Origin of the sequence: Ramlibacter humi (assembly GCF_004681975.1) — a bacterium.
Lineage (GTDB): Bacteria > Pseudomonadota > Gammaproteobacteria > Burkholderiales > Burkholderiaceae_C > Ramlibacter > Ramlibacter humi.
The window spans coordinates 237,197-258,798 of sequence record NZ_SMLK01000002.1 but is presented as its reverse complement, the minus strand read 5'-3'; the positions used below and the strand labels follow the sequence as shown (position 1 = coordinate 258,798).

The 21,602-nt window shown below is 69.6% G+C and carries 23 protein-coding genes; 15 read left to right on the top strand and 8 right to left on the bottom strand.

The genetic code is table 11. The features are described from left to right. The first annotated feature begins 12 nt into the window (after positions 1 to 12). The 3 genes from EZ216_RS08630 to EZ216_RS08620 all read left to right on the top strand — a co-directional run bounded on the left by EZ216_RS08630 (position 13) and on the right by EZ216_RS08620 (position 1,924). Positions 13 to 702: a 50S ribosomal protein L25/general stress protein Ctc gene (locus tag EZ216_RS08630; RefSeq protein ID WP_135249342.1), complete on the top strand. Its 690-nt coding sequence runs from the start codon at positions 13 to 15 to the stop codon at positions 700 to 702. An 83-nt stretch (positions 703 to 785) separates the two neighbouring features. Beyond that, positions 786 to 1,397, top strand: a complete 612-nt coding sequence (gene pth, locus EZ216_RS08625; RefSeq protein ID WP_135249341.1) for an aminoacyl-tRNA hydrolase — start codon at positions 786 to 788, stop codon at positions 1,395 to 1,397. Between the two features lie 56 nt (positions 1,398 to 1,453). Further along, a complete protein-coding gene (locus EZ216_RS08620) occupies positions 1,454 to 1,924 on the top strand; it encodes a hypothetical protein (RefSeq protein ID WP_135249340.1) in 471 nt (156 codons plus the stop codon). On the opposite strand, the gene EZ216_RS08615 is transcribed toward EZ216_RS08620, so the two are convergent. Further along, positions 1,911 to 2,174: a YfhL family 4Fe-4S dicluster ferredoxin gene (locus tag EZ216_RS08615; protein WP_135249339.1), complete on the bottom strand. Its 264-nt coding sequence runs from the start codon at positions 2,172 to 2,174 to the stop codon at positions 1,911 to 1,913. The genes EZ216_RS08620 and EZ216_RS08615 overlap by 14 nt on opposite strands. 58 nt (positions 2,175 to 2,232) lie before the next feature. Between EZ216_RS08615 and EZ216_RS08610 the strand changes: the two genes are divergently transcribed. From EZ216_RS08610 to EZ216_RS08580, 8 genes are read left to right on the top strand one after another with little or no spacing between them, the layout of a single operon-like run. Beyond that, positions 2,233 to 3,189 carry an ABC transporter permease gene (locus EZ216_RS08610; RefSeq protein WP_135249338.1) on the top strand — a complete coding sequence of 319 codons (957 nt, stop codon included), beginning with the start codon at positions 2,233 to 2,235 and terminating at the stop codon, positions 3,187 to 3,189. Further along, entirely contained in the window at positions 3,186 to 4,061 is an 876-nt protein-coding gene (locus EZ216_RS08605) for an ABC transporter permease (protein ID WP_135249337.1), read from the top strand. Before EZ216_RS08610 ends, EZ216_RS08605 begins: the two co-directional genes overlap by 4 nt. A 4-nt stretch (positions 4,062 to 4,065) precedes the next feature. Further along, a complete protein-coding gene (locus EZ216_RS08600; protein ID WP_135249336.1) occupies positions 4,066 to 5,055 on the top strand; it encodes an ABC transporter ATP-binding protein in 990 nt (329 codons plus the stop codon). After that, complete coding sequence (locus EZ216_RS08595) at positions 5,052 to 5,861, top strand: ABC transporter ATP-binding protein (protein WP_135249335.1); 810 nt, start codon at positions 5,052 to 5,054, stop codon at positions 5,859 to 5,861. The genes EZ216_RS08600 and EZ216_RS08595 overlap by 4 nt, the downstream gene beginning before the upstream one ends. 22 nt (positions 5,862 to 5,883) lie before the next feature. Then, positions 5,884 to 7,374, top strand: a complete 1,491-nt coding sequence (locus EZ216_RS08590; RefSeq protein WP_135249334.1) for an ABC transporter substrate-binding protein — start codon at positions 5,884 to 5,886, stop codon at positions 7,372 to 7,374. 11 nt (positions 7,375 to 7,385) lie between these two features. Then, the gene (locus tag EZ216_RS08585; protein WP_135249333.1) at positions 7,386 to 8,825 is read left to right on the top strand and encodes an amidase; all 1,440 of its coding nucleotides are present in this window, start codon (positions 7,386 to 7,388) and stop codon (positions 8,823 to 8,825) included. Next, on the top strand, positions 8,815 to 10,152 hold the full coding sequence (locus EZ216_RS21305; protein WP_167772859.1) for a tetratricopeptide repeat protein: 1,338 nt from the start codon (positions 8,815 to 8,817) through the stop codon (positions 10,150 to 10,152). The genes EZ216_RS08585 and EZ216_RS21305 overlap by 11 nt, the downstream gene beginning before the upstream one ends. Further along, positions 10,149 to 10,844, top strand: coding sequence for an alpha/beta fold hydrolase (locus tag EZ216_RS08580; protein ID WP_439126722.1), 696 nt, complete (start codon positions 10,149 to 10,151; stop codon positions 10,842 to 10,844). Before EZ216_RS21305 ends, EZ216_RS08580 begins: the two co-directional genes overlap by 4 nt. On the opposite strand, the gene coaD is transcribed toward EZ216_RS08580, so the two are convergent. The 4 genes from coaD to EZ216_RS08560 all read right to left on the bottom strand — a co-directional run bounded on the left by coaD (position 10,841) and on the right by EZ216_RS08560 (position 14,948). Further along, positions 10,841 to 11,344, bottom strand: a complete 504-nt coding sequence (coaD, locus tag EZ216_RS08575; protein ID WP_135249332.1) for a pantetheine-phosphate adenylyltransferase — start codon at positions 11,342 to 11,344, stop codon at positions 10,841 to 10,843. The two genes, EZ216_RS08580 and coaD, sit on opposite strands and share 4 nt — an antisense overlap. 25 nt (positions 11,345 to 11,369) lie before the next feature. Continuing rightward, on the bottom strand, positions 11,370 to 11,957 hold the full coding sequence (gene rsmD / locus EZ216_RS08570) for a 16S rRNA (guanine(966)-N(2))-methyltransferase RsmD (RefSeq protein ID WP_135249331.1): 588 nt from the start codon (positions 11,955 to 11,957) through the stop codon (positions 11,370 to 11,372). A gap of 212 nt (positions 11,958 to 12,169) precedes the next feature. Next, positions 12,170 to 13,501, bottom strand: coding sequence for a M16 family metallopeptidase (locus tag EZ216_RS08565; protein ID WP_135249330.1), 1,332 nt, complete (start codon positions 13,499 to 13,501; stop codon positions 12,170 to 12,172). A gap of 10 nt (positions 13,502 to 13,511) precedes the next feature. Next, entirely contained in the window at positions 13,512 to 14,948 is a 1,437-nt protein-coding gene (locus tag EZ216_RS08560; RefSeq protein ID WP_135249329.1) for a M16 family metallopeptidase, read from the bottom strand. A 30-nt stretch (positions 14,949 to 14,978) separates the two neighbouring features. Between EZ216_RS08560 and ftsY the strand changes: the two genes are divergently transcribed. Continuing rightward, positions 14,979 to 16,109 (top strand): signal recognition particle-docking protein FtsY, encoded by a 1,131-nt coding sequence (gene ftsY, locus EZ216_RS08555; RefSeq protein ID WP_135249328.1) that lies wholly within the window; start codon positions 14,979 to 14,981, stop codon positions 16,107 to 16,109. Here the strand turns inward: ftsY and senA are convergent. Next, positions 16,106 to 17,278: a selenoneine synthase SenA gene (senA, locus tag EZ216_RS08550; protein WP_167772858.1), complete on the bottom strand. Its 1,173-nt coding sequence runs from the start codon at positions 17,276 to 17,278 to the stop codon at positions 16,106 to 16,108. The genes ftsY and senA overlap by 4 nt on opposite strands. Between senA and senB the strand changes: the two genes are divergently transcribed. Both senB and selD read left to right on the top strand, forming a co-directional pair. Next, positions 17,266 to 18,252, top strand: coding sequence for a selenoneine biosynthesis selenosugar synthase SenB (senB, locus tag EZ216_RS08545; RefSeq protein ID WP_167772857.1), 987 nt, complete (start codon positions 17,266 to 17,268; stop codon positions 18,250 to 18,252). The two genes, senA and senB, sit on opposite strands and share 13 nt — an antisense overlap. After that, complete coding sequence (gene selD / locus EZ216_RS08540; protein WP_135249325.1) at positions 18,249 to 19,322, top strand: selenide, water dikinase SelD; 1,074 nt, start codon at positions 18,249 to 18,251, stop codon at positions 19,320 to 19,322. The genes senB and selD overlap by 4 nt, the downstream gene beginning before the upstream one ends. 6 nt (positions 19,323 to 19,328) lie before the next feature. On the opposite strand, the gene EZ216_RS08535 is transcribed toward selD, so the two are convergent. After that, complete coding sequence (locus EZ216_RS08535; RefSeq protein WP_167772856.1) at positions 19,329 to 20,657, bottom strand: glycosyl hydrolase family 18 protein; 1,329 nt, start codon at positions 20,655 to 20,657, stop codon at positions 19,329 to 19,331. 122 nt (positions 20,658 to 20,779) lie between these two features. Further along, a complete protein-coding gene (gene cutA / locus EZ216_RS08530) occupies positions 20,780 to 21,094 on the bottom strand; it encodes a divalent-cation tolerance protein CutA (protein WP_135249323.1) in 315 nt (104 codons plus the stop codon). Positions 21,095 to 21,128: 34 nt separating this feature from the next. Between cutA and EZ216_RS08525 the strand changes: the two genes are divergently transcribed. Next, complete coding sequence (locus tag EZ216_RS08525) at positions 21,129 to 21,590, top strand: Mpo1 family 2-hydroxy fatty acid dioxygenase (RefSeq protein WP_135249322.1); 462 nt, start codon at positions 21,129 to 21,131, stop codon at positions 21,588 to 21,590. The last annotated feature ends 12 nt before the right edge of the window (positions 21,591 to 21,602 follow it).

Here is a 21,602-nt window from a genome sequence, read left to right as displayed (position 1 = left end):
TCGGAGATCGTCATGAAATTCGTCGCTTTCGAGCGCACCAAGCAAGGTACGGGTGCGAGCCGCCGCCTGCGCAACACGGGCAAGACGCCCGGCATCGTCTACGGCGGTGAAGGCAAGCCCCAGCTGATCGAACTGGACCACAACGCCCTGTGGCACGCCCTGAAGAAGGAAGCCTTCCACTCCACCATCCTCGAGATGGAACTGGGCGGCAAGACCGGCAAGGTCCTGCTGCGCGACGTGGTCTACCATCCGTTCCGCCCGCAGGTCCAGCACGTGGACTTCCAGCGCGTGGACGCCAAGACCAAGCTGCACATGAAGGTGCCGTTCCACTACGTGAAGGCCGAGGAATCGCAGGCCGTGAAGTTCGACCACTGCGTGGTCAACCACGTGCTGTCCGAGCTGGACATCTCCTGCTTCCCGGGCGACCTGCCCGAGTTCATCGAGGTGGACCTGTCCGGCCTGAAGAAGGGCCAGTCGCTGCACCTGTCCGAAGTCAAGCTGCCCAAGGGCGTGACCGCCGTGACCCACGGCAAGAAGGACCCGGTGCTGGTGTCCGTGGTGCTGACGGGCGGTGGCGACGAGCCGGCCGCGACCGAAGCGGCTGCCGCCGCGCCGGCCGCGGATGCGAAGGCCGCGCCCGCCAAGGACGCGAAGGCCGGCGATGCCAAGGCCGCTCCGGCCAAGGCCCCCGCCAAGAAGTAAGCCCCTCCGGCTGAATGACAAAGGCCCGCTTCGGCGGGCCTTTGTCTTGGCGAGTCCCCGGAACCAACCCTTACCATCGCGCGATGATCAAGCTGTTCGTCGGCCTGGGCAATCCCGGCCCCGAGTACGAAGCCACCCGCCACAACGCGGGCTTCTGGTGGGTGGACGCGCTCGCTCGCGAGCTGAAACTGAACCTGTCGATGGACAGGGCCTACCACGGCCTCGCCGCGCGCGGCAACGTCAACGGCCAGGCCGTGTGGCTGCTGGAGCCGCAGACGTACATGAACCTCTCGGGCAAGTCGGTCGCCGCGCTGGCCCGCTTCTTCAAGATCGCGCCACAGGAAATCCTGGTGGTGCACGACGAACTCGACGTCGTGCCCGGCGAAGCCAAGCTCAAGCTGGGCGGCGGCCACGCGGGCCACAACGGCTTGCGCGACATCCACGCGCAGCTGGGCACCGGCGACTACTGGCGGCTGCGCATCGGCATCGGCCACCCGGGCGTGAAGTCCGAAGTCGCCGACTGGGTGCTGCGCAAGCCCGCGCCGGACCAACGCGAAGCCATGCACGCCTGCATCGACCGCACGCTGAAAGCGGCGCCGGCGCTCATGGCCGGCGACATGACCAAGGCCACGCAGCTGGTCCACACCAGCAAGCCGCCGCGGCCCAAGCCGCCGCGCCCGCCCGAAGCCGGCTGACGACAAGACAAAAAAGCCGGCGGGCGTTCGGGTTCACACCAGGGAGGAGAACGCCAATGAAAGCCATCCACGCGCTGCTCGCGTGCGCCGCCGCATCCGCGGCCTGCGCGCAGGCCCAGACCATCTACCGCTGCGGCGACAGCTACGGCTCGCAGCCTTGCGCCGGCGGGCGCGAACTGCCGGCCGCACCACCAGCGGCCGACGCGGCCCAACACCGCGCTGCCGCCGGCACCGCCCAGCGCGACGCAAAGCTCGCCGATGCGATGGAGAAGGAAAGGCTGAAGCAGGAGGCGCGGCCCGCGCAGGTCTACGTCGCGCCGGCCAAGCCCGGCCCGGACTTCGAGCCGCACAAGTCACCCGAGAAAGCGGCGACGCGCAAGCTCGACGTCTTCACCGCGAGTTCGCCCGCGCCCAAAAAGCCCAAGGGCGAAGGCAAGGGCAAGAAGGGCAAATCGAAAGCGAAGGACGAAGGCGCGGAGAAGCAACCGCCGGCGGCGATGCCGGCAGGCGCCGTCAAGCGCCAGTAGGCGGCGTACCGGTCAGGCGCCGGTACTTCTGCCACAGCGTCTCGCGGTCCTCGACGTGCGCCGGGTTCACCGGGATGCACGCCACCGGGCACACCTGCACGCACTGCGGCTCGTCGAAGTGGCCGACGCATTCGGTGCACTTCGCGGGGTCGATCTGGTAGATCTCCGGGCCGAGGAAGATGGCCTGGTTGGGGCACTCCGGCTCGCACACGTCGCAGTTGATGCACTCGTCGGTGATCATCAAGGCCATGCGAAGTCCGTCCCGTGAAAGCGATGCCTGAAGCTGTTCTGGCATTATCTCCGCCTTCATGAGCGTCTTCCTGTTCAAGCGCCTGATCACCCTGCTCGCGACACTGGCGGGCACTTCGGTGGTGGTGTTCCTGGTGCTGGAGATCCTGCCCGGCAACGCGGCGCAGATCCTGATGGGGCCCGACGCCTCGCCCGAAGCCGTGACGGCGCTGGCCGCCAAGCTGGGCATCGACCGTCCACCCGTGGAGCGCTACTTCCACTGGGTCGGCGGCCTGCTCACCGGCGACATGGGCAACAGCTATGCGTACAGCACGCCGGTTTCGGAGCTGATCCTTGAACGGCTGAGCCTCACGGTGCCGCTGTCGGTGCTGGCCATGGCGATGACCACGGCCATCGCGCTGGCCGCCGGCATCTACGCCGCCTCGCGGCACAACAAGCTGGGCGACGTCGGCGTGATGGGCCTGTCGCAGGTCGGCATCGCCATCCCGAACTTCTGGTTCGCCATCCTGCTGATCCTGCTGTTCTCGGTGCAGCTCAAGTGGTTCTCCGCCGGCGGCTTCCCGGGCTGGGACGACGAAGACGGCATCTGGGGCGGCATCCGCTCGCTGCTGCTGCCGGCGCTCTCGCTGGCCGTGGTGCAGTCGGCCATCCTGGCGCGCATCACGCGATCGGCGGTGCTGGGAGTCTTGCGCGAAGACTTCGTGCGCACCGCGCGCGCCAAGGGCGTCAGCGGCCGCGGCACGCTCTGGGGCCACGTGCTGCGCAACGCGATGATCCCGGTCATCACCGTGATGGGCCTGCAGTTCTCCGAGCTGCTGGCCGGCACCATCGTGGTGGAAAGCGTGTTCTACCTGCCCGGCATGGGCCGGCTGATCTTCCAGTCGATCCAGAACCGCGACCTGATCGTGGTGCGCAACTGCGTGATGCTGCTCGCGGCCATGGTCGTGATCGTCAACTTCGTCGTCGACGTGCTGTACGCCGCCATCGACCCGCGAGTGAAGGCCAGCGACATATGAGCGCGGTTCCGGTGCCAGCCGCCGCGCCACCCGCCGCCCCGGGCTTCTGGCGGCGCGCGCTGCGCAATCACAGCTTCGTGCTCGGCGCGGTGCTGAGCCTGCTGCTCGCGGCGGCCGCGGCGCTGTCGCTGGTGTGGACACCGCACTCGCCGTACGACGTCGACATCCCGCAGCGGCTGCAAGCGCCCAGCGCCACCCATTGGCTGGGCACCGACCCGTACGGCCGCGACATCGTGTCGCTGCTGCTGGTGGGGGCGCGCGCTTCCATCGTCGTGGGCGTGGTGGCCGTCGGCATCGGCCTGTTGGTCGGCACGGCCTTCGGCCTGCTCGCTTCCGCGCGGCGCGGCTGGACCGAGGAGATCATCATGCGCGTCGCCGACTTCGGCTTCGCCTTCCCGGCTATCCTGTCGGCCATCATGCTCACCGCCGTGTTCGGCCCGGGCATGGTCAACGCCATCGTCGCGATCGGCATCTACAACATCCCCACCTTCGCGCGCATCACCCGCGCGTCGGCCAATGCCGTGTGGTCGCGCGAATTCGTGCTGGCCGCGCGCGCGTGCGGCAAGGGCGCGTTCAGCATCACGGTGGAACACGTGCTGCCCAACATCCTGTCGGTGCTGATCGTGCAGGCCACCATCCGCTTCGCCATCGCCATCCTGGCCGAAGCCGCCCTCTCCTACCTGGGCCTGGGCACGCAGCCGCCGCAGCCTTCGTGGGGCCGCATGCTCAGCGAGGCGCAGACGCTGATGTTCCAGGCGCCGATGCTCGCCGTGTACCCCGGCGTGGCCATCGCGCTGGCGGTGATGGGCCTCAACCTGCTGGGCGACGGGCTGCGCGACCTGTTCGACCCGCGTCTCGCGCGCAAACGCTGAAGCCATGCCGCTGCTGGAAGTCCGGAACCTCAACGTCGTGCTGCAGACCCAGCGCGGGCCGGCGCGCGCGGTGCGCGACGTCAGCTTCACGCTGGAACGCGGCGAGACGCTGGGCCTGGTCGGCGAATCCGGCTGCGGCAAGTCGATCACCGCGATGTCGCTGATGGGCCTGCTGCCCGAGAACGCGAAAGTCACCGGCAGCATCCAGCTCGAAGGCCGCGAGCTCGTCGGCCTGCCCGAACGCCAGCTGTGCGAGCTGCGCGGCGATCGCATCGGCATGATCTTCCAGGAGCCGATGACGGCGCTGAACCCGGTGCACACCATCGGGCACCAGGTGGCCGAGCCGCTGCGCCTGCACCGCGGCATGTCGGCTTCCGCCGCGCGCAAGGAAGCCATCGCGCTGCTCGACCGCGTGGGCATCCCCGACGCAGCGCGGCGCGTGGACGCCTACCCGCACCAGTTCTCCGGCGGCCAGCGCCAGCGCATCACCATCGCGATGGCGCTCGCGTGCGGCCCCGACCTGTTGATCGCCGACGAACCCACCACCGCGCTCGACGTCACCATCCAGCGCCAGATCCTGGAACTGGTGCGCGGCCTGGTGGCCGAGCGCGGCATGGCGCTGATCCTGATCTCGCACGACCTGGGCGTGGTCGCGCAGAACGTGTCGAAGATGATGGTGATGTACGGCGGCGAAGTGGTGGAAGACGGCCCCACCGCGCCTGTGTTCGCCAACCCCATGCACCCTTACACGCTGGGCCTGTTCGCGGCCCGGCCGCGCCTGGTCGGCCCGCGCGGCGGGCGCCTGGCCACCATCGCGGGCACGGTGCCGGAACTGGTGGACTTGCCGCCAGGTTGCCCGTTCGCGGGCCGCTGCCGACTCACCGTCCCCGAGTGCCACGTCACCATGCCGCCACCGCACGAGATCAGTCCCGGCCACCACGCGCGCTGCATCCGCCTGGACACCGTCGCCGCAGAAAAAAAGGTGGCCGCATGAACGCCCCGCTGCTGCAGGTGCGCGACCTGGTGCGGCATTACACGATGCCCCGCGAGAAGCTCCGCGGCCCGCCGCCTGTGGTGCAGGCGCTCAACGGCGTGAGCTTCGACATCCACGCCGGCCGCAGCCTGGGCATCGTCGGCGAATCGGGATCCGGCAAGTCCACGCTCGCGCGGCTGGTGATGGCGCTGGACACGCCGACCTCCGGCGCCGTGCAGTTGGAAGGCCGCGACCTGCACCGGCTGCCAGCCAGCGAGCTGCGCCAAGCGCGGCGCGATTTCCAGATGGTGTTCCAGGACCCGTACGGCTCGCTGGACCCGCGCCAGACGGTGGAGCGCATCGTCACCGAGCCGCTCTCCGCCCAGGGCGGCGCCACGGCCGCCGAACGCCGCGAGCGAGCATCCGAGGCGCTCGCCTCGGTTGGACTGCGCACCAACGACCTGGGCAAGTACCCGCACGAATTCTCCGGCGGCCAGCGCCAGCGCATCGCCATCGCGCGCGCGCTGATCACGCGGCCGAAGCTGATCGTCGCCGACGAACCGGTGAGCGCGTTGGACGTCTCCGTGCAGGCGCAAGTGCTCAACCTGATGCAGGACCTGCAACAGCAGTTCGGCGTCACCTACATGCTGATCAGCCACGACCTGGCAGTGGTCAACCACCTGTGCGACGACGTCGCCGTGCTCTGGCAAGGCCGCATCGTCGAACAGGGTCCGCCCGAGCGGCTGTTCCATGCCGCCGAGCACCCCTACACCCGCGCGCTGCTGGAAGCGGTGCCGCGCGCGGAATCGTCGTATCCTTCCTGCTGAACTTTCACCCGGAGCCACACCCATGCTGAAAAGACGGACCGTCCTGACTTCCGCCGCGCTCGCCGGCCTGCCGCTCGCCGTGCCCGAGCTGGCGCTTGCGCAAAGTCGCAAGGACCAGATCGTCATCGCCATGACCCTGGAGCCGCCGGGCCTGGATCCCACCGCGGGCGCCGCATCGGCCATCGCGGAGATCACGCAGTACAACATCTTCGAAACGCTGACCAAGATCAACTCCGACGGCAGCGTCACGCCGCTGCTGGCCGAAAGCTGGGAAGTCTCGCCCGACCTCACCACCTACACCTTCAAGTTGCGCAAGGGCGTGAAGTTCCAGAACGGCGAGCCGTTCAACGCGCAGGCGGTGAAGTTCTCGTTCGACCGCGCGGGCGGCGAGAAGAGCACCAACAAGGACAAGCGCACGTTCGCCGCCATCACCACGCAGGCGGTCGACGAGAACACCGTGGTGATCCTCACCAAGGAGATCGATCCCGACTTCCCCTTCCTGCTCGGCCAGGCCACGGCCGTGATCGTGGAGCCCAAGAGCGTCAACGACAACGCCACCAAGCCGGTCGGCACCGGGCCCTACAAGCTGGAGAACTGGGTCAAGGGTTCTTCGGTCACGCTGACGAAATGGGACGGCTTCCGCAACGCGGCGGCCATCAAGCTGCGCCGCGCCACCTTCCGCTTCATCGCCGACCCGTCGGCGCAGGTGGCCGCGCTGCTGTCGGGTGACATCGATGCCGCGCCCCGCGGCATCACGGGCCGCCAGGTGCCGCCGCTGCAGGCCAACCCCAATCTGCAGGTCATCATTTCGGGCTCGCGCGCCAAGACCATCCTGGCCATCAACAACAAGAAGAAGCCGCTGGACGATGTCCGCGTGCGCCGCGCCATCGCGGCAGCGGTGGACCGCAAGGCTGTCATCCAGGGCGCGGTGGACGGGCTGGGCGTGCCTATCGGCAGCCACTACGTGCCCAGCGCGCCGGGCTACGTCGATACCACCGGCGTGAACCCCTACAACCCCGACAAGGCGCGCCAGCTGCTGAAGGAAGCCGGCGTCACCAACCTGGAGCTCACGATGACGCTGCCGCCGCCCGCCTACGCGCGCCAGGGCGGCGAGATCATCGCTTCCATGCTGTCCAAGGTGGGCATCAAGACCAAGCTCGAGAACGTCGAGTGGGCGCAGTGGCTGTCGGGCACCTACGGCAACAAGAACTACGACCTCACGATCATTTCGCACGTCGAGCCGTTCGACCTGGGCAACTTCGCCAAGCCCGACTACTACTGGGGCTACAACAACCCGAAGTTCAACGAGCTGTACAGCAAGTACAAGTCCACCGCGAACCCCAAGGACCGCCTGAAGCTGCTGGGCGACATCCAGCGCCTGCTGGCCGACGACTGCGTGCACGAATTCCTGTTCACGCCGCAGTGGGTCACGGTCGCCAAGAAGGGCGTGAAGGGCCTGTGGAAAGACATGCCGATCTTCGTGAACGACCTGTCCGCGATGTCCTGGGCCTGAGACGCACGCGCATGACGAAGCAGTCCCCGGGCCATGCGCTGCATGAACTGTCCGCCGTCCAGCTGATCGAGGGTTACCGCCGGCGCGACTTCTCGCCGGTGGAAGTCACGCAGGCGGTGCTCGGCCACGTCGAGCGTTGGGAAAAGCACCTGCAGGCGCTGTACCTGCTTCGCCCCGAGCGCGCGCTGGAACAGGCACGCGCCAGCGAGCAGCGCTGGCTGCGCGGTGAGCCGCTCGGTCCCATCGACGGCGTGCCGCTCACGCTGAAGGACAACATCGCCACCGAAGGCGATCCCACGCCGCTTGGCACGGCGGCGGTGGAACTCATCCCCGCCGCTGCCGATGCGCCGCCCGCCGCGCGCGTGCGCGAAAGCGGCGGCGTGGTGTTTGCCAAGACCACCATGCCCGACTACGGCATGCTGTCCTCGGGTGCGTCCAGCTTTCACGCGCTGGCGCGCAACCCCTGGGATCTCACGCGCACGCCCGGCGGCTCCAGTGCGGGCGCGGGCGCGGCGGCAGCAGCCGGCTACGGCCCGCTGCACGTGGGCACCGACATCGGCGGCTCGCTGCGCCTGCCCGCCGGCTGGTGCGGCATCTTCACGCTCAAGCCCAGCCTGGGCCGCATCCCCATCGACCCGCCCTACATGGGCCGCGCCGCGGGCCCCATGACGCGCACGGTCGGCGACTCGGCTTTGTTCATGCAGGTGCTGTCGCGGCCCGACTCGCGCGACAGCATGAACCTGCCGGCGCAGGACATCGCATGGGATCGCTTCGATGCGGGCGTCGGGAAGCTGAAGGGCTTGCGCATCGGCCTGCTGCTGGAAGCCGGCTGCGGCCTGGCCGTGCTGCCCGAAGTGCGCGCGGCCATCGAAGCCGCCGCGCGCGTGTTCGAGCGCGCCGGCGCGCACGTCACGACGATGCCGCCTTTCATGACGCAAGGCATGCTGGACGGCATGGATCACTTCTGGCGCATGCGCTCGCACATCGACCTGAAGGCGCTGCCGCCCGAGCGCAAGACCAAGGTGCTGCCCTACATCCGCGAGTGGGCCGACAGCGCGGCCGGCATGAGCGGCGAAGCCGTGTTCCGCGCGTTCAGCCAATTCCACAACACGCGCGTGACCACGGTCAACGCGTGCCGGGCTTTCGACTACGTCCTCTCGCCGGTGTCACCCGTGCCGGCTTTCCCGGCCGAGCTGCCTTCGCCCACCAACGACCCGCTGCGGCCGCTGGAGCACATCGGCTTCACCGTGCCGTACAACATGTCCGAACAGCCCGCCGCGTCCATCCAGTGCGGCTACACCAAGGAAGGCTGGCCCATCGGCTTGCAGATCGCGGGCCAGCGCTTCGACGACCTGGGCGTGCTGCAGGTGTCGCGCGCCTTCGAGCTGCTGCGCGAGCCACCCCGCCCGTGGCCGCAGCCGCCTTCCGAGGCGCTGGAGCATGTGGACTGACGCGCTCGGCAACGCGGTCACGCTGGAAGGCGGCGCCGCGTCGCTGCCCGCGCTGAACGATTTCGTCGAAGGCTTCATCGCCAGCGAAGCGCGGGCGGCCAACGTGCTGCAGGCGTCCGGAGATCCATCGCCCATCGTGCAGGCCTGCATCGCGGCGGTGCACATGTTCGCCGAGTCGCGGGAAGCGCCCGCCAGCGCGCGGCCTTTTCTTGAACGCGCCAGGGCGGGCGCCTCCAGGACCACTTCGCGTGAGCAGCGCTTCATCGAGGCGGTGGGCGCCTGGGTCGAAGGCGACATCCCGCGCGCCATCGCGCTCCACGAAGAGCAGGCGCGCGAACATCCACGCGACCTGGCCTCCCTCAAGCTGGGGCAATACCACTTGTTCAATCGCGGCGACTGCGCCGGCATGCTGCGCACGGCGCTCTTGGCGCTGCCGGCCGCCGGCGACGTGCCGTACCTGCACGGCATGCTCGCTTTCGGCTGGGAGCAGTGCCATGCGCTGGAAGAAGCGGAAGCGGCCGCGCGGCACGCCATCTCCATGCGACGCAAGGAGCCGTGGGCGCATCACGCGCTGGCGCACGTGATGCTCACGCAGGGCCGCGTGCGCGAAGGGCACGAGTTCCTGCAAGACGTCAGCACAACCTGGACCGGCCTGAACTCGTTCATGGTCACGCACAACTGGTGGCACCAGGCGCTGTTCGCGCTGGAGCTGGACGACGCGGCGGAGGTGCTCGCCATTCACGACCGTCAGGTCTGGGGCGTCGCGAAGGAGTACTCGCAGGACCAGATCAACGCGGTGTCGCTGCTGGCGCGCATGGAACTCGCGGGCATCGACGTCGGCAACCGCTGGCAGGACGTCGCCACGTACCTGGCCACGCGCACGTCGGACCAGGTGCTGCCGTTCCTCGACCTGCAGTACCTGGTCGGCCTGGCGCGTGCCGGCCGTCCCGAAGCGGACTTGCTGATGGCCAATATCGAGCGGCATGCGGCGCAAGCGCCGCAAAGCGAGCAAGGCGCGTGGCGCGAAGTCTGCGTGCCCGCGGGCCACGGCTTGCTCGCCTGGGCACGAGGCGACCATGCGACGGCCGTGCGCGAGCTGGGCCAGGCCCTGCCCCACATGCTGGAGATCGGCGGCAGCCACGCGCAGCGCGACCTGTTCTCGCAGATCCACCTGGACGCGCTCATCCGCAGCGGCCACCTGGGTGGCGCGCAGAACCTGCTGCAGCCGCAGCTGCGCCACCTGCCCGAGTCGCGCCGCCTGCGCAAGCAGGCCGCGCAGCTCTACACGGCTTTGGGCCTTTCGCAAGTGAAGGAAAAATTCCTGTGACCGTGGTTCTGCTGCCGGGCCTGGCCGGCGACACCGAGATGTGGCGCGACCAGCTCACCGGGTTGGCGAAGCATCGGCCCGTCGTCTCGGACACGCACACGCGCCACGCATCGATCCCGGAGATGGCGGCCGCGATGCTCGCGCGATTCACCGGTCCGCTCGCACTGTGCGGCGCCTCCATGGGCGGCATGGTGGCGATGGAAGCGGCGCGGCAGGCGCCGGACCGCGTGCGCGGCCTTGCACTGCTCGGCACCAGCGCGCGGCCGGAGAACGAAGAGATGCGCGCGGTGCGCGAAAAGGCGATCGAGCTGTTCGCGCAGGGCCGCGCGCGCGAAGTGATCGAACCGAACGTCGCACTCGCGTTCGATGCGGACCCCGATCCCGCGCTGGCGATTCGCTACCTGGACTTCGTGCTGCGCGCCGGCGCCAGCCAGCTGGTCCGCCAGAACCGCGCCGTCATCGCGCGGCCCGACGCGCGCAAGCACCTGGGGCAGGTGCGCTGCCCCACGCTGGTGATGTGCGGAGAAGGCGACCAGCTGACGCCGCCGGAGCTGTCGCGCGAGATCGCTTCGCTGGTCCCCGGCGCGGAACTGGTGATGCTGCCGCGCTGCGGCCACATGCTGACGATGGAGCAGCCGGCGGCGGTGAACCGCGAACTGGAACGCTGGCTGGCGCGCGTCGAAAAAGCCTAGCCGCCGAGGCTCTTCACTTTTTCCTGCAGGCGCTTCTGCACGGTGGGCGAGACGAACTTGTCCACCTCGCCGCCCAGCACCGCGATCTCGCGCACGAAGGTGCTGCTGATGAACTGGTACTTGTCGCTGGGCGTGAGGAACACCGTCTCGACTTCGGGCATCAGGCTGCGGTTCATGCCGGCCAGCTGGAACTCGTAGTCGAAGTCGGTGACCGCGCGCAGGCCCCGCACCATCGCCTTGCCGCCGCGCGCGACGACGAAGTCGCGCAGCAGGCCGGAGAAGCTCTCCACTTCCACGTTCGGGTACTGCTTGACCACCTCGCGCGCCATGTCGATGCGCTCGGGCAGCGTGAACATCGCCTTCTTGTGGTGGCCGGCTGCGACGGCGACGATCACCTTCTCGAACAACTGATTGGCGCGCCGCACCACGTCCTCGTGCCCTAGGGTCATGGGATCGAAGGTGCCGGGGTAGACGGCGGTGACGGGGAGGTGACTGGCCATGGACGGGGTCTGCGGTGTCGGCGCATTATGGGCTAGGCGGCCTCAGCAAGTGCGCATGCACCGCACCGGCCTTCAGGTGGCGCACGACGGACAGTCCCGCGGCTTGCGCCTGCGCGTCCTTCCATTCGGTGGGCGATTCCAGGTAGAGCAGGCCGCCTTCCCGCAGCGCGGGCACTGCGGCCGCCACCGCCTTGCCGAAGAGGTCGGCGTCGAAGGGCGGGTCCAGGAACACCAGGTCCAGGCCGGCGCCGCCGAACTCGAGCAGCACGCTCAGGCCGTTGGCGCGGCGCACCTCGACGGTCTCGGCGGAGAGCTTCGCTTTCAGGGCACGCAAGGCCGACACCAGCTCCGGATCCTGCTCCACCAGCACCACCTGGGCAGCGCCGCGCGACGCGGCCTCCAGGCCCAGCGCGCCGGTGCCGGCGAACGCGTCCACGCAGCGCCAGCCGTTGAGATCCTGGCCCAGCCAGTTGAACAAGGTTTCCCGAACGCGGTCGGGCGTGGGGCGCAGGCCGGGCTTGTCGGCCACGGGCAGGCGGGTGCGCTTCCAGGCGCCACCGATGATGCGCACCTCGTTCGGGCGGCGGCCGGGCGCGGCGGGGGGACGGGGCATCGCGCGAGCTTACGCGAGCGGCGCGGGCCCAAAAAAAACGCGGCACCCTTGGGGTGCCGCGTTTGATCCTCTCCTGATTTCCTACCTGCCGCAGCCCCTGGGTCTGCGCGGGAGCTGGGATTGCCTCGTTGTGACAGCGAGTCAGCGCGGATTTTGAGCAAAAGTGGTTACCGGCTGTCTCCAACCCCCGTCAGGTTTGACAGTGCACTGGATCAGGGCGTGCCGCCCACGATCACCGTGACCATGCGGTCCGGCTGCAGCTTGCGCGCCATCGCTTCCCGCACCTGGGCGGCCGTCACTTTCGACACCTGGGCGGTCCAGGTGTCCAGGTAGTCCAGCGGCAGGTCGTTCCAGGCGATGTTGGCCACGTTGTCCAGCAGCTTGCGGTTGCTGTCCAGCCGCAGCGGGAAGCCGCCTATCAGGAATTCCTTGGCCGCCTTCAGCTCATCGGCGGACGGGCCGTCGGCCACGAATTTCGCGACCACCTCGCGCGCCACCTTCACTGCTTCGGCCGCCTGGTCGGGCCGGGTCTGGAGCGTGACGGCGAAGGCGCCGGCATGCAGGCCGGGCGAGAAGTAGCTGCCCGCGCCGTACGACAGGCCGCGCTTCTCCCGCACCTCCGTCGACAGCCGCGACACCAGCCCGCCGCCGCCCAGGATGTAGTTGCCCACCAGCAGCGGGAAGTAGTCCGGGTCGCTGCGCTTGTAGCCCGGCTGGCCGATCAGCACGTGCGCCTGCGCGGACTGGAACGGGATCACCTGCTGCGATGCGGCCGTGAGCGGCGGCACCTCCGGCACCGGCGGCAACGGCGTGCACGCCTTGGGGTCCTGCGGCAGGCGGGAGAACATCTTCGCCACGATGGCGTCGGCCTGCGCGCGGTCGACATCGCCGACGATGCTGACCTTGGCGCGGCACGGCAGCATGTGGGCGCGGTAGAAGCGGCGCATGTCGTCCACCGAGATCGCCGCCAGCGACGCCTCCGTGGTCTGCGCGCCGTACGGGTGGCCGCCATACACGCGCGTCTCGAAGGCCTTGTTCGCCACCACGCCCGGCCGCGTATCGGCTTCGCGGATGGACGCGCCGATGCGCTGGCGGTCGCGCTGCCACACGTCTTCCGGGAAGGACGGTTCGCCCAGCTGGCGCGAGGCGAGCAGCAGCGCGCGGTCGAGCAGCACCTTGTCGGTCAGCGACCGCAGCGAGAAATTCATGCGGTCGCTGCCCGCATCGCCGCCGAACCCCGCGCCCAGGTCGGCCCACGCCTCGCTCAGCTGGTTTTCGTCCATCGCCGGTTCGCTGCCCGACGCGAGCAGGCCCTTGCCGGTCATCGAGGCCGCGATGCCCGCCAGCCCCGCCTGGTTGGGCGGGTCGCGGCGGTCGCCGCCGTCGACGTCGATCTCCACGTCCACCATCGGGATCGAATGACTTTCCACCAGGTACACCTGCACGCCGCTGGCTTGCTGCCAGTGCTGGATGGGCAATGCGGCGAGGGCCGGCAGCGTGCCGGCCAGCCAGAGGACGGCCGCGAAGGCCAGGTTCTTCTTCATGGTCGGTCCTTCAGTGGCGCAGGTTGACGGAGGGCGCGGCGGGGCGCGCATTGGGATCGCGCGGCAGCGGCCGCAGGATGCCCACCGTGAGCTGGTCGTCGCCGAAGTAGCGGGTGGCGACGGACTGCACCTGCTGCGCGGTCACGCCCTTGAGCCGCTCGATCAGGCGCTCGCCCGCATCCAGCGGCAGCCCCTGCGCCCAGTACGAGCCCAGCTCGCGCGCCTGGCTAAACACCGAGTCCAGCTTGTAGACCTCGGCCGCGATCCAGCGCGTCTTCACGCGCTGCAGTTCCGCTTCGGTCACGCCGTCGCGCGCCACCCGCGCGACCTCGGCACGCAGTGCGGCTTCCACCTGCTCCGGCGTCTTCCCTGGAGCAGGCACACCGTCCAGCGTGAACAGCTGCGGCCCGCGGCCCCACAGGCCGTTGCCCGCGCCGGCGCTGTCGGCCACTCGGTCCGGGCCTTGCGTCAGCGCGCGGTCCAGGCGCGCACCGCTGTAGCCGTCGAGCACCGCCGCCAGCACCGTGAGCGCCAGCGCGTCGTCACCCTGCGGGTCGGCATCGAACGTGCGCAGTTGCGGCACCTTGAACGACAGCGCGACGTACGACTGCTCGGCCGGCGCCTTCAGCTCCACGCGGCGGATGCCCACCTGCGGTGGCTCGCCGCGCGGCTTGCGATCGGGCAGCGCACGCGACGGAATGGCGCCGTAGTACTTCTGCGCGAGCCGCACCACTTCCTTCGGATCGACGTCGCCCGCCACGACGACGGCGGCGTTGCTGGGCGTGTACCAGCGGCGGTAGAAATCGCGCGCGTCCTGCGGCGTCATGGAATCCAGGTCGCTGGGCCAGCCGGAGATCGGGCGGCGGTACGGCGAGGCGAGGAACGTGGTGCCGCTGATCACCTCGTACAGCCGCGCCCTCGGCGAGTCTTCGGTGCGCAGCCGGCGCTCTTCCTTCACCACCTCCAGCTCGTGCCTGAACTCGTCGTCGGCCCAGCGGTTGTGCGCGAACACGTCGGCTTCCAGCTTCATCACTTCCTCCAGGCGGTTGGAAGGAATCTGCTGGTGGTAGCCGGTGTAATCGCGGCCGGTGAACGCGTTCTCGCGCCCGCCCATGGCGGCCACGCGCTTCGAGAACTCGCCGGGGGCCAGCGTCGGTGTGCCCTTGAACATCAAGTGCTCCAGCGCGTGCGCCACGCCGGTGGTGCCGTCGACCTCGTCCATCGCGCCGACGCGCACCCACAGCATGTGGACCGCGGTGGGAGCCCGGCGATCGGGCTTGACGATGACCGTCATGCCGTTGGACAGCGTCGTGACCACCGGGCGCGCGTCGGCCCGGGCAGTTGAGGTGGAGGGAGCGGAGCTCGCCGGCGCTTGCGCCAACGCGGCTCCCGCCAGACACAGCACGGCACAGCCGGCGGCTGCCGCGCGTCGCAGGGGGTGTTTCATAGAATCGAGTGGATTCTAGAAACGGCCCGAATGTTCAGTTTCTTCCGCAAAAAGCCGGCGGCCACGCCGGCACCGGCGCCCGCAGCACTCCCCGAGACCCCGCCCGCCCTCGCCCCCGCACCGGAAGCGGCGCCCGCGCCGTCCCCGTCCTCGTCCCCGTCACCCTCGCCCTCCCCGTCGCCCGCCCCTGCCGGCGGCGGGCTCATCGGCAGTGCGCTGGTGCGCGCGATGGACATCCCCGTCGCCCCGCCGGTCGCGCCCGAACGGCAGGGCTGGATGGAACGGCTGAGCAAGGGCCTGCGCAAGACCGGCTCCAGCCTGTCGGAAGTCTTCACCGGCGGCCAGATCGACGACCAGCTTTATGAAGAGCTGGAATCGGCCCTGCTGCTGGCCGACACCGGCGTGAAGGCGACGGAGCACCTGCTGGAAGAGGTCAAGCGCAAGGTCGCTTCCAGCGGCGCCACGCGGCCGGTGCAGGTGAAGAACATCCTGAACGAGTCGCTGGCGCAGATGCTCAAGCCACTGGAGAAGGCGCTCGTCATCGGCGAGCGGCAGCCCACGGTGATCATGGTCGCGGGCGTCAATGGCGCGGGCAAGACCACGTCCATCGGCAAGCTCACCAAACATCTCGCCGACGAAGGAGCTTCCGTGCTGCTCGCCGCGGCCGACACCTTCCGTGCCGCCGCGCGCGAGCAGCTGGCGATCTGGGCCGACCGCAACACGGTGGAGATCGTCAGCCAGGAAGGCGGCGACCCGGCGGCGGTGAGCTTCGACGCGGTGAACGCCGGCCGCGCGCGCGGCAAGGACGTGGTCATCGTCGACACCGCCGGCCGCCTGCCCACGCAGCTGCACCTGATGGAAGAGCTGCGCAAGATCAAGCGCGTGGTGCAGAAGGCGCAGGCCGACGCGCCGCACGAGGTGCTGCTGGTGATCGACGGCAACACGGGGCAGAACGCGCTGGCGCAGGTCAAGGCGTTCGATGCGGCGCTGGGCCTCACCGGCCTCGTCGTCACCAAGCTCGACGGCACCGCCAAGGGCGGCGTGCTGGCTGCCATCGCGCAGGAGAAGCCCGTGCCGGTCTACTTCATCGGCGTCGGCGAGAAGCTCGAAGACCTGGAAACGTTCAGCGCGCGCGAGTTCGCGCAGGCGCTGCTGGGTTAGCGGCTTGCGCAGCTGCGCAAGCCGGCGAAGACATCGGCGCGACGCGGCTCGAAGAAGTTGCGGTAGCGCGGGTGCGCAAGCTCCGGTGACGTGGCCGCGCACGCGCCCCGCAGCACCTGCCGCGTGCGGAACCAGGGCTGCGAGTAGTCGCGGTAAGGGTGCACGCGGAAGCCGGTGAAAGGCTCGAAAGCCGACGCGGTCCATTCCCAGGTGTGCCCCCAGTCGAAGCCGGGCTGCGTCATGGCGGCGCATTCCCATTCGGCTTCGGTCGGCAGCCGCCGTCCCGCCCAATCGCACCAGGCCTGCGCTTCGTGCCAGCTGAGATGGGTGGCGGCATGGCGGCCGGATGGGAACGATGGCGAGGTGCCGCGCACGCGCTGCGCCCAGGACCAGCCGTCGCCGGTCCACCAGCGCGGGTTCGCGTAGCCGCCGTCCGCCACGAATGCCTGCCAGCGGTCCCAGGTCACCGGCGCGGCGTCGATCCCGAACGCCGGCAAGTCCACTTCGTGCGCGGGCAGCTCGTTGTCGAAAGCGAAGCCGCCGTCAGGTGGTGAGCCGAGCTGCCAGCGCGTGGCGGGAACGTGCAGCTCGCCGCCGACGGTGATGGGACGCTCTTCCAGCATGCCCGGCAGCTCGAAGCCGATGGTGCGCGCCATGTAGCAGGCCGCCTCGGCGTGCATCGCCTCGTGCAGGCAGGCCAGGCGGAAGAAGTACAGGTCGTCCGCGCCGGCATCCGCGGGCAGTTGGCCAAGCAACGCCAGCGTGGTTTCGAGCGTGGACGACAGCCAGTCGTGTACCGCGGCTCGATCCGGCAACGGCAACTGCCACCGCGTGGTGTGGGCAATGCGGCTGGAGTCGAACCACTCGTCGGCCATGGCCAAGGTCGGCGGCGGACGCGATGCGTCGGGATCCGCGCGATCACCCAGCGCGCGCTGCGGGTTGCGCGCGACCCACCACTCCTGGAACCACGCAATGTGGCCCAGTTCCCAGCGCGGCGGATTCAGGCCCGGGTCGTAGCGCACGTCCATCGACGGCCCGAGGGCCTGCGCGTAAGCACCGGAGAGCGCGTGCGTGCGTTCGCGAACGGCCTGCAGGGCCGCACGCACGTCGTCGCGCCCGCCGCTGCGAAGGCGCTCGGCCGCGCTATAAACCTTGGGTGCCGCGTTCATCCGTCGTCATTGTCAGCCCGTCGCTCGCGGACGCCAACAACGGCAACTGGCAGACGGCGCGCCGCTGGGCGCAACTGCTGCGCCGTGAACACGCCGTCCGCATCGTCACGCGATGGCCGGACGAACACGCGCCACGCGATCACGCGATGCTGGCGCTGCACGCTTTCCGCTCGGCGCCCTCCATCCAGGCCTGGAGCGCAGCGCGGGGATCGCAAAGGCTGGCCGTGGTGCTGACCGGCACCGACCTGTACGGCGAATTCGCGGACCGGCCCGAGACCGCGCATTCGCTGTCGCTCGCGACGCGATTGGTGACGCTGCAGGACCAGGCGTTCGCCGCCCTGCCACCGGCGCTGCGCGCGAAGGCTGCCGTGGTCTACCAGTCGACGACCGCCCGGCGTGCGCTGGCCAAAAGCCCGCGCCAGCTGCGCGCCGTGGCGGTCGGGCACCTGCGCCCGGTGAAAGACCCGGCGACGCTGTTCGCGGCCGCGGGTCTGCTCGCGGACCGCGAAGACATCGAGCTGCTGCATGTGGGCGAAGCCGCCGGTGAATGGGAGCAGCAAGCCCGCGGCGTGATGGCAGCGTGCCCCCGTTACCGCTGGCTCGGCCCGCTGCCGCACGCGCGGGCGCGCGATCTCATCCAGCGCGCCCACGTGCTGGTGCACGCCAGCGTGGCCGAAGGCGGCGCGCACGTGGTGATGGAAGCGGTGCGCAGCGGCACGCCGGTGCTCGCCTCGCGCATCGACGGCAACGTGGGCATGCTGGGAGCCGGCTACGGCGGCTATTTCCCCGCGGGCGACCCGCACGCGCTGGCGGCCTTGCTCATCCGCTGCCGGACGGAGCAGAAGCAAGCCCCCGCGAGCGGCCTGCTGGCCCGCCTGCGCGCACAATGCGACGCCCGAGCGCCGCTGTTCGATCCTGAGGCCGAACGCCGTGCGTTGCTGAACCTGGTGCACGACTTGCTGACCCCGCCATGAACGCTCCCCTTTCTCCCGCCGCGGCCGAACCGCGCCTGACTTCCCTTTCGCACGGCGGCGGCTGCGGCTGCAAGATCGCGCCCGGCGTGCTGTCCGAGATCCTGCGCAACACCGCGCGCATGCCGCTGCCGCCCGAGCTGATGGTGGGCATCGAAACCGCCGACGACGCCGCGGTCTACCGCCTGAACGACGAGCAGGCGCTCATAGCGACCACCGACTTCTTCATGCCCATCGTCGACGATCCGTTCGACTTCGGGCGCATCGCCGCGACCAACGCCATCTCCGACGTGTACGCGATGGGCGGGCGGCCCATCCTGGCGCTGGCGCTGGTCGGCATGCCGATCAACGTGCTGTCCACGGCCACCATCGGCCGCATCCTGGAAGGCGGCGAATCTGTGTGCCGCGCGGCGGGCATCCCCGTGGCGGGCGGACACACCATCGATTCGGTCGAGCCGATCTACGGACTGGTCGCGCTGGGGTTGGTGCATCCGGACCGCGTGAAGCGCAACGCCGACGCGCAACCCGGTGACCAGCTGGTGCTGGGCAAGCCGCTGGGCGTTGGCATCCTGTCGGCGGCGCTGAAGAAGGAAGCGCTGTCTGCCGAAGGCTATGCGCAGATGATCGAGACCACCACGCGCCTGAACACGCCTGGCCCGCTGCTGGCGGGCGTGAAAGGCGTGCACGCGCTGACCGACATCACGGGCTTCGGGCTGGCGGGCCACGCGCTGGAATTGGCCCGCGGCGCGGGCGCAGACATCCGCGTGGACTGGGGTTCGGTGCCGCTGCTGCCGGGTGTCGAGGCGCTGGCCGCGAAAGGCTTCGTCACCGGCGCATCGGGCCGCAACTGGGCCGGGTACGGCCAGCAGGTGAAGCTGCCCGCGGGCTTTTCGGACACCTCGCGCGCGCTGCTGTCGGACCCGCAGACCAGCGGTGGCCTGCTGGTGTCTTGCACGCCCGATGCGGTGCCCGAAGTGCTGCGTGTGTTCCGGCAGGAAGGCTTCGCGCACGCGGCGGTGGTCGGCGAAGTGGGCGAGCGCGCTGGCGCGCCCGTGCTGGAAGTGCGCGCGTAAGCGCCGTCAGCGGAACGCCGCCTTCACGGCGTCCATCAGCGGGTTGTCCACGCCGTCGGTGGTGCCGTAGTTCACCAGCCAGACGATGGCGCCGCCCAGGCCGCGCGAGCGCACCCATGCGCCCTTGGCGGCGATGCTGGCCGGGTCTTCGTAGCTGGTCATGCCCGCGGTGTAGCCCCCGCCAGCGGGTGTGAAACCGCCGGGGTAGCTGCGGTAGTGCATCTGCGCCTGGCTGTCCCACACCTCGGTGCCCGCGGAAAGGTAGCCGCGGGCGACCATGTTGCGGTAGCACCAGTCCAGGTCGTTGCTCTCGACGAAGACGCCCGGAGGAATGAGCTGGCGTGGGCCATCCAATGGCGGCGGGTAGGCGATGCCGTAGAAACCGATGCCGATGCCCAGCTTGTCCGCCGGCACGCCGGCGGCGACGTAGGCGGCGATGCTGGTCTCCAGGTCCATCGGCGTGTTCACCGTCTCGCCCCCGATGGCGCAGAAGAACGTGGTGGCCCAGCCGGGCGCGTCGTACGCCATGCCGTAGCTCATCAGGTTGTACTGGTCCACCAGGGACGCGATCTCCACCTTCCAGGGCTCCACGGCATCGGTGTTCATGTTCAGCGCGTAGCCCGGGAACGTGATGATCAGCGGCGACGAAGCCCAGCGCGCGCGCAGCGGACTGGCGGCGCGAAGGTCTTGCAGCAGCAGGCGCAGCTGGTCGCGGCATGCGGTGGTGTCGAGGTTGTCTTCCCAGTCGATGTCGACGCCGTCGTAGCCATGCGCATCGAGGTAGTCCAGCAGGTTGCCTACGAACCGGGCGCGGTTGGCCGCGTTGGTGGACAGCTCCCAGCCGGCGCCGTCGCCCATGCCGCCGACCATCAGCAGCGCCTTGGTGCCGGCCGCGCGGGCGCGGTCCAGCAGGAAGGTCTCGACGCTGCGGTTGCCCGGATCGCCCAGTGCGATGAAGCCGGGACCGAACGGGTTGTCGGCCTCGGCAGCGGTGCCCGCGCCGTACACCAGGTCACCGCCGGCGCCGCCCAGCGAGCCGCCGCCCGGCGCGCAGCGGGCGAACACGTAGTGCGTCATCGCGGTCATGTCGACGTACTGCGGCTGCTGCAGTTCGCCAACCTGCCAGAAGTAGCCGGCGTAGTACGCCGTGACCCAGGGAAGCCGCGGGCCGGGACCTGGTCCCGGACTTGGGCCCGGCGCCGGGCCCGCGACGTGATCGGGCGTGGCGGCCGGCGCCTGCGGCGATCCGCCACCGGCGCCACCGCCGCCGCATGCCGAGACGAGAACGGACAGGGCCGACGCGCCGGTGCCCTGCAAGAGATGCCTGCGTTTCATGCTGATGAGTACTGGGGCGCGCCACGCGCCGTAAGAGGGAGGCCGCAGTCTCCCGAGGGCGCATGCGCGAGGCATGGCCCGTTCTCATCAACCTTGTAAGCACACGCTGCGGCGGCGGGCCGCTAGGGCCGGACTTCGCCGCGCACCCAGTCCGCATACGCGGGGCTGGCTTCGTCCACATGCCACAGAAGTTGCGGCACGTCGTAGGGGTGGTGCCCGGCGAGGAACGCTTCCAGCGCGGCCCGCAACCGGGGCAGCGTCTTGACGGTGAGCCGCACCTCCGGGTCTTCGCAGCTGCGGCCTTCCCACCGGTAGTGCGACAGCAGGCCCTGTTCCACCTGCACGCAGGCCGCCAGCCGCTCGGCGAGCAGTGCGCGGGCCAGCCGGTTGGCGTCTTCAAGGTTCCCAACCGTCGTCGTCAGGCTCAGAATGTCCATCCTGCGATTGTCCAGAACGTATCAGGAGACTCCCATGCAAACCGCCACCGAACCGGAAGCCGGCGCCGCCCCGCGCCGGGTCGACACGCTGCTCGCGCACTACGGCGAAAGCCACCGCCAGCCTACCAACGAAGCCATCCACTGCGTGGCCATCCCGCTGATCATGCTCAGCCTGCTGGGCCTGCTGTGGGCCATCCACCCGTGGGTGGCGTATGCGCTGGTCATCGGCAGCCTCGTCTATTACGCCCGGCTGTCGGTGGTGTTCCTGGTCGCCATGGCGGTGGTTTCGGCCATCGGCCTGCTGCTGGTGCGCGCCATGGGCGACCAGGTGCTGGTGATTTCGGCCGTGATCTTCGTGCTGGCCTGGATCGCCCAGTTCGTCGGCCACAAGCTGGAGGGCAAGAAGCCTTCGTTCTTTGAGGACTTGCAGTACCTGCTGGTCGGCCCCATGTTCGTGCTGAGCCTGGCCTTCCGCAAGCTGGGCATCCGCTGGTAGTTGTTGGCGCAC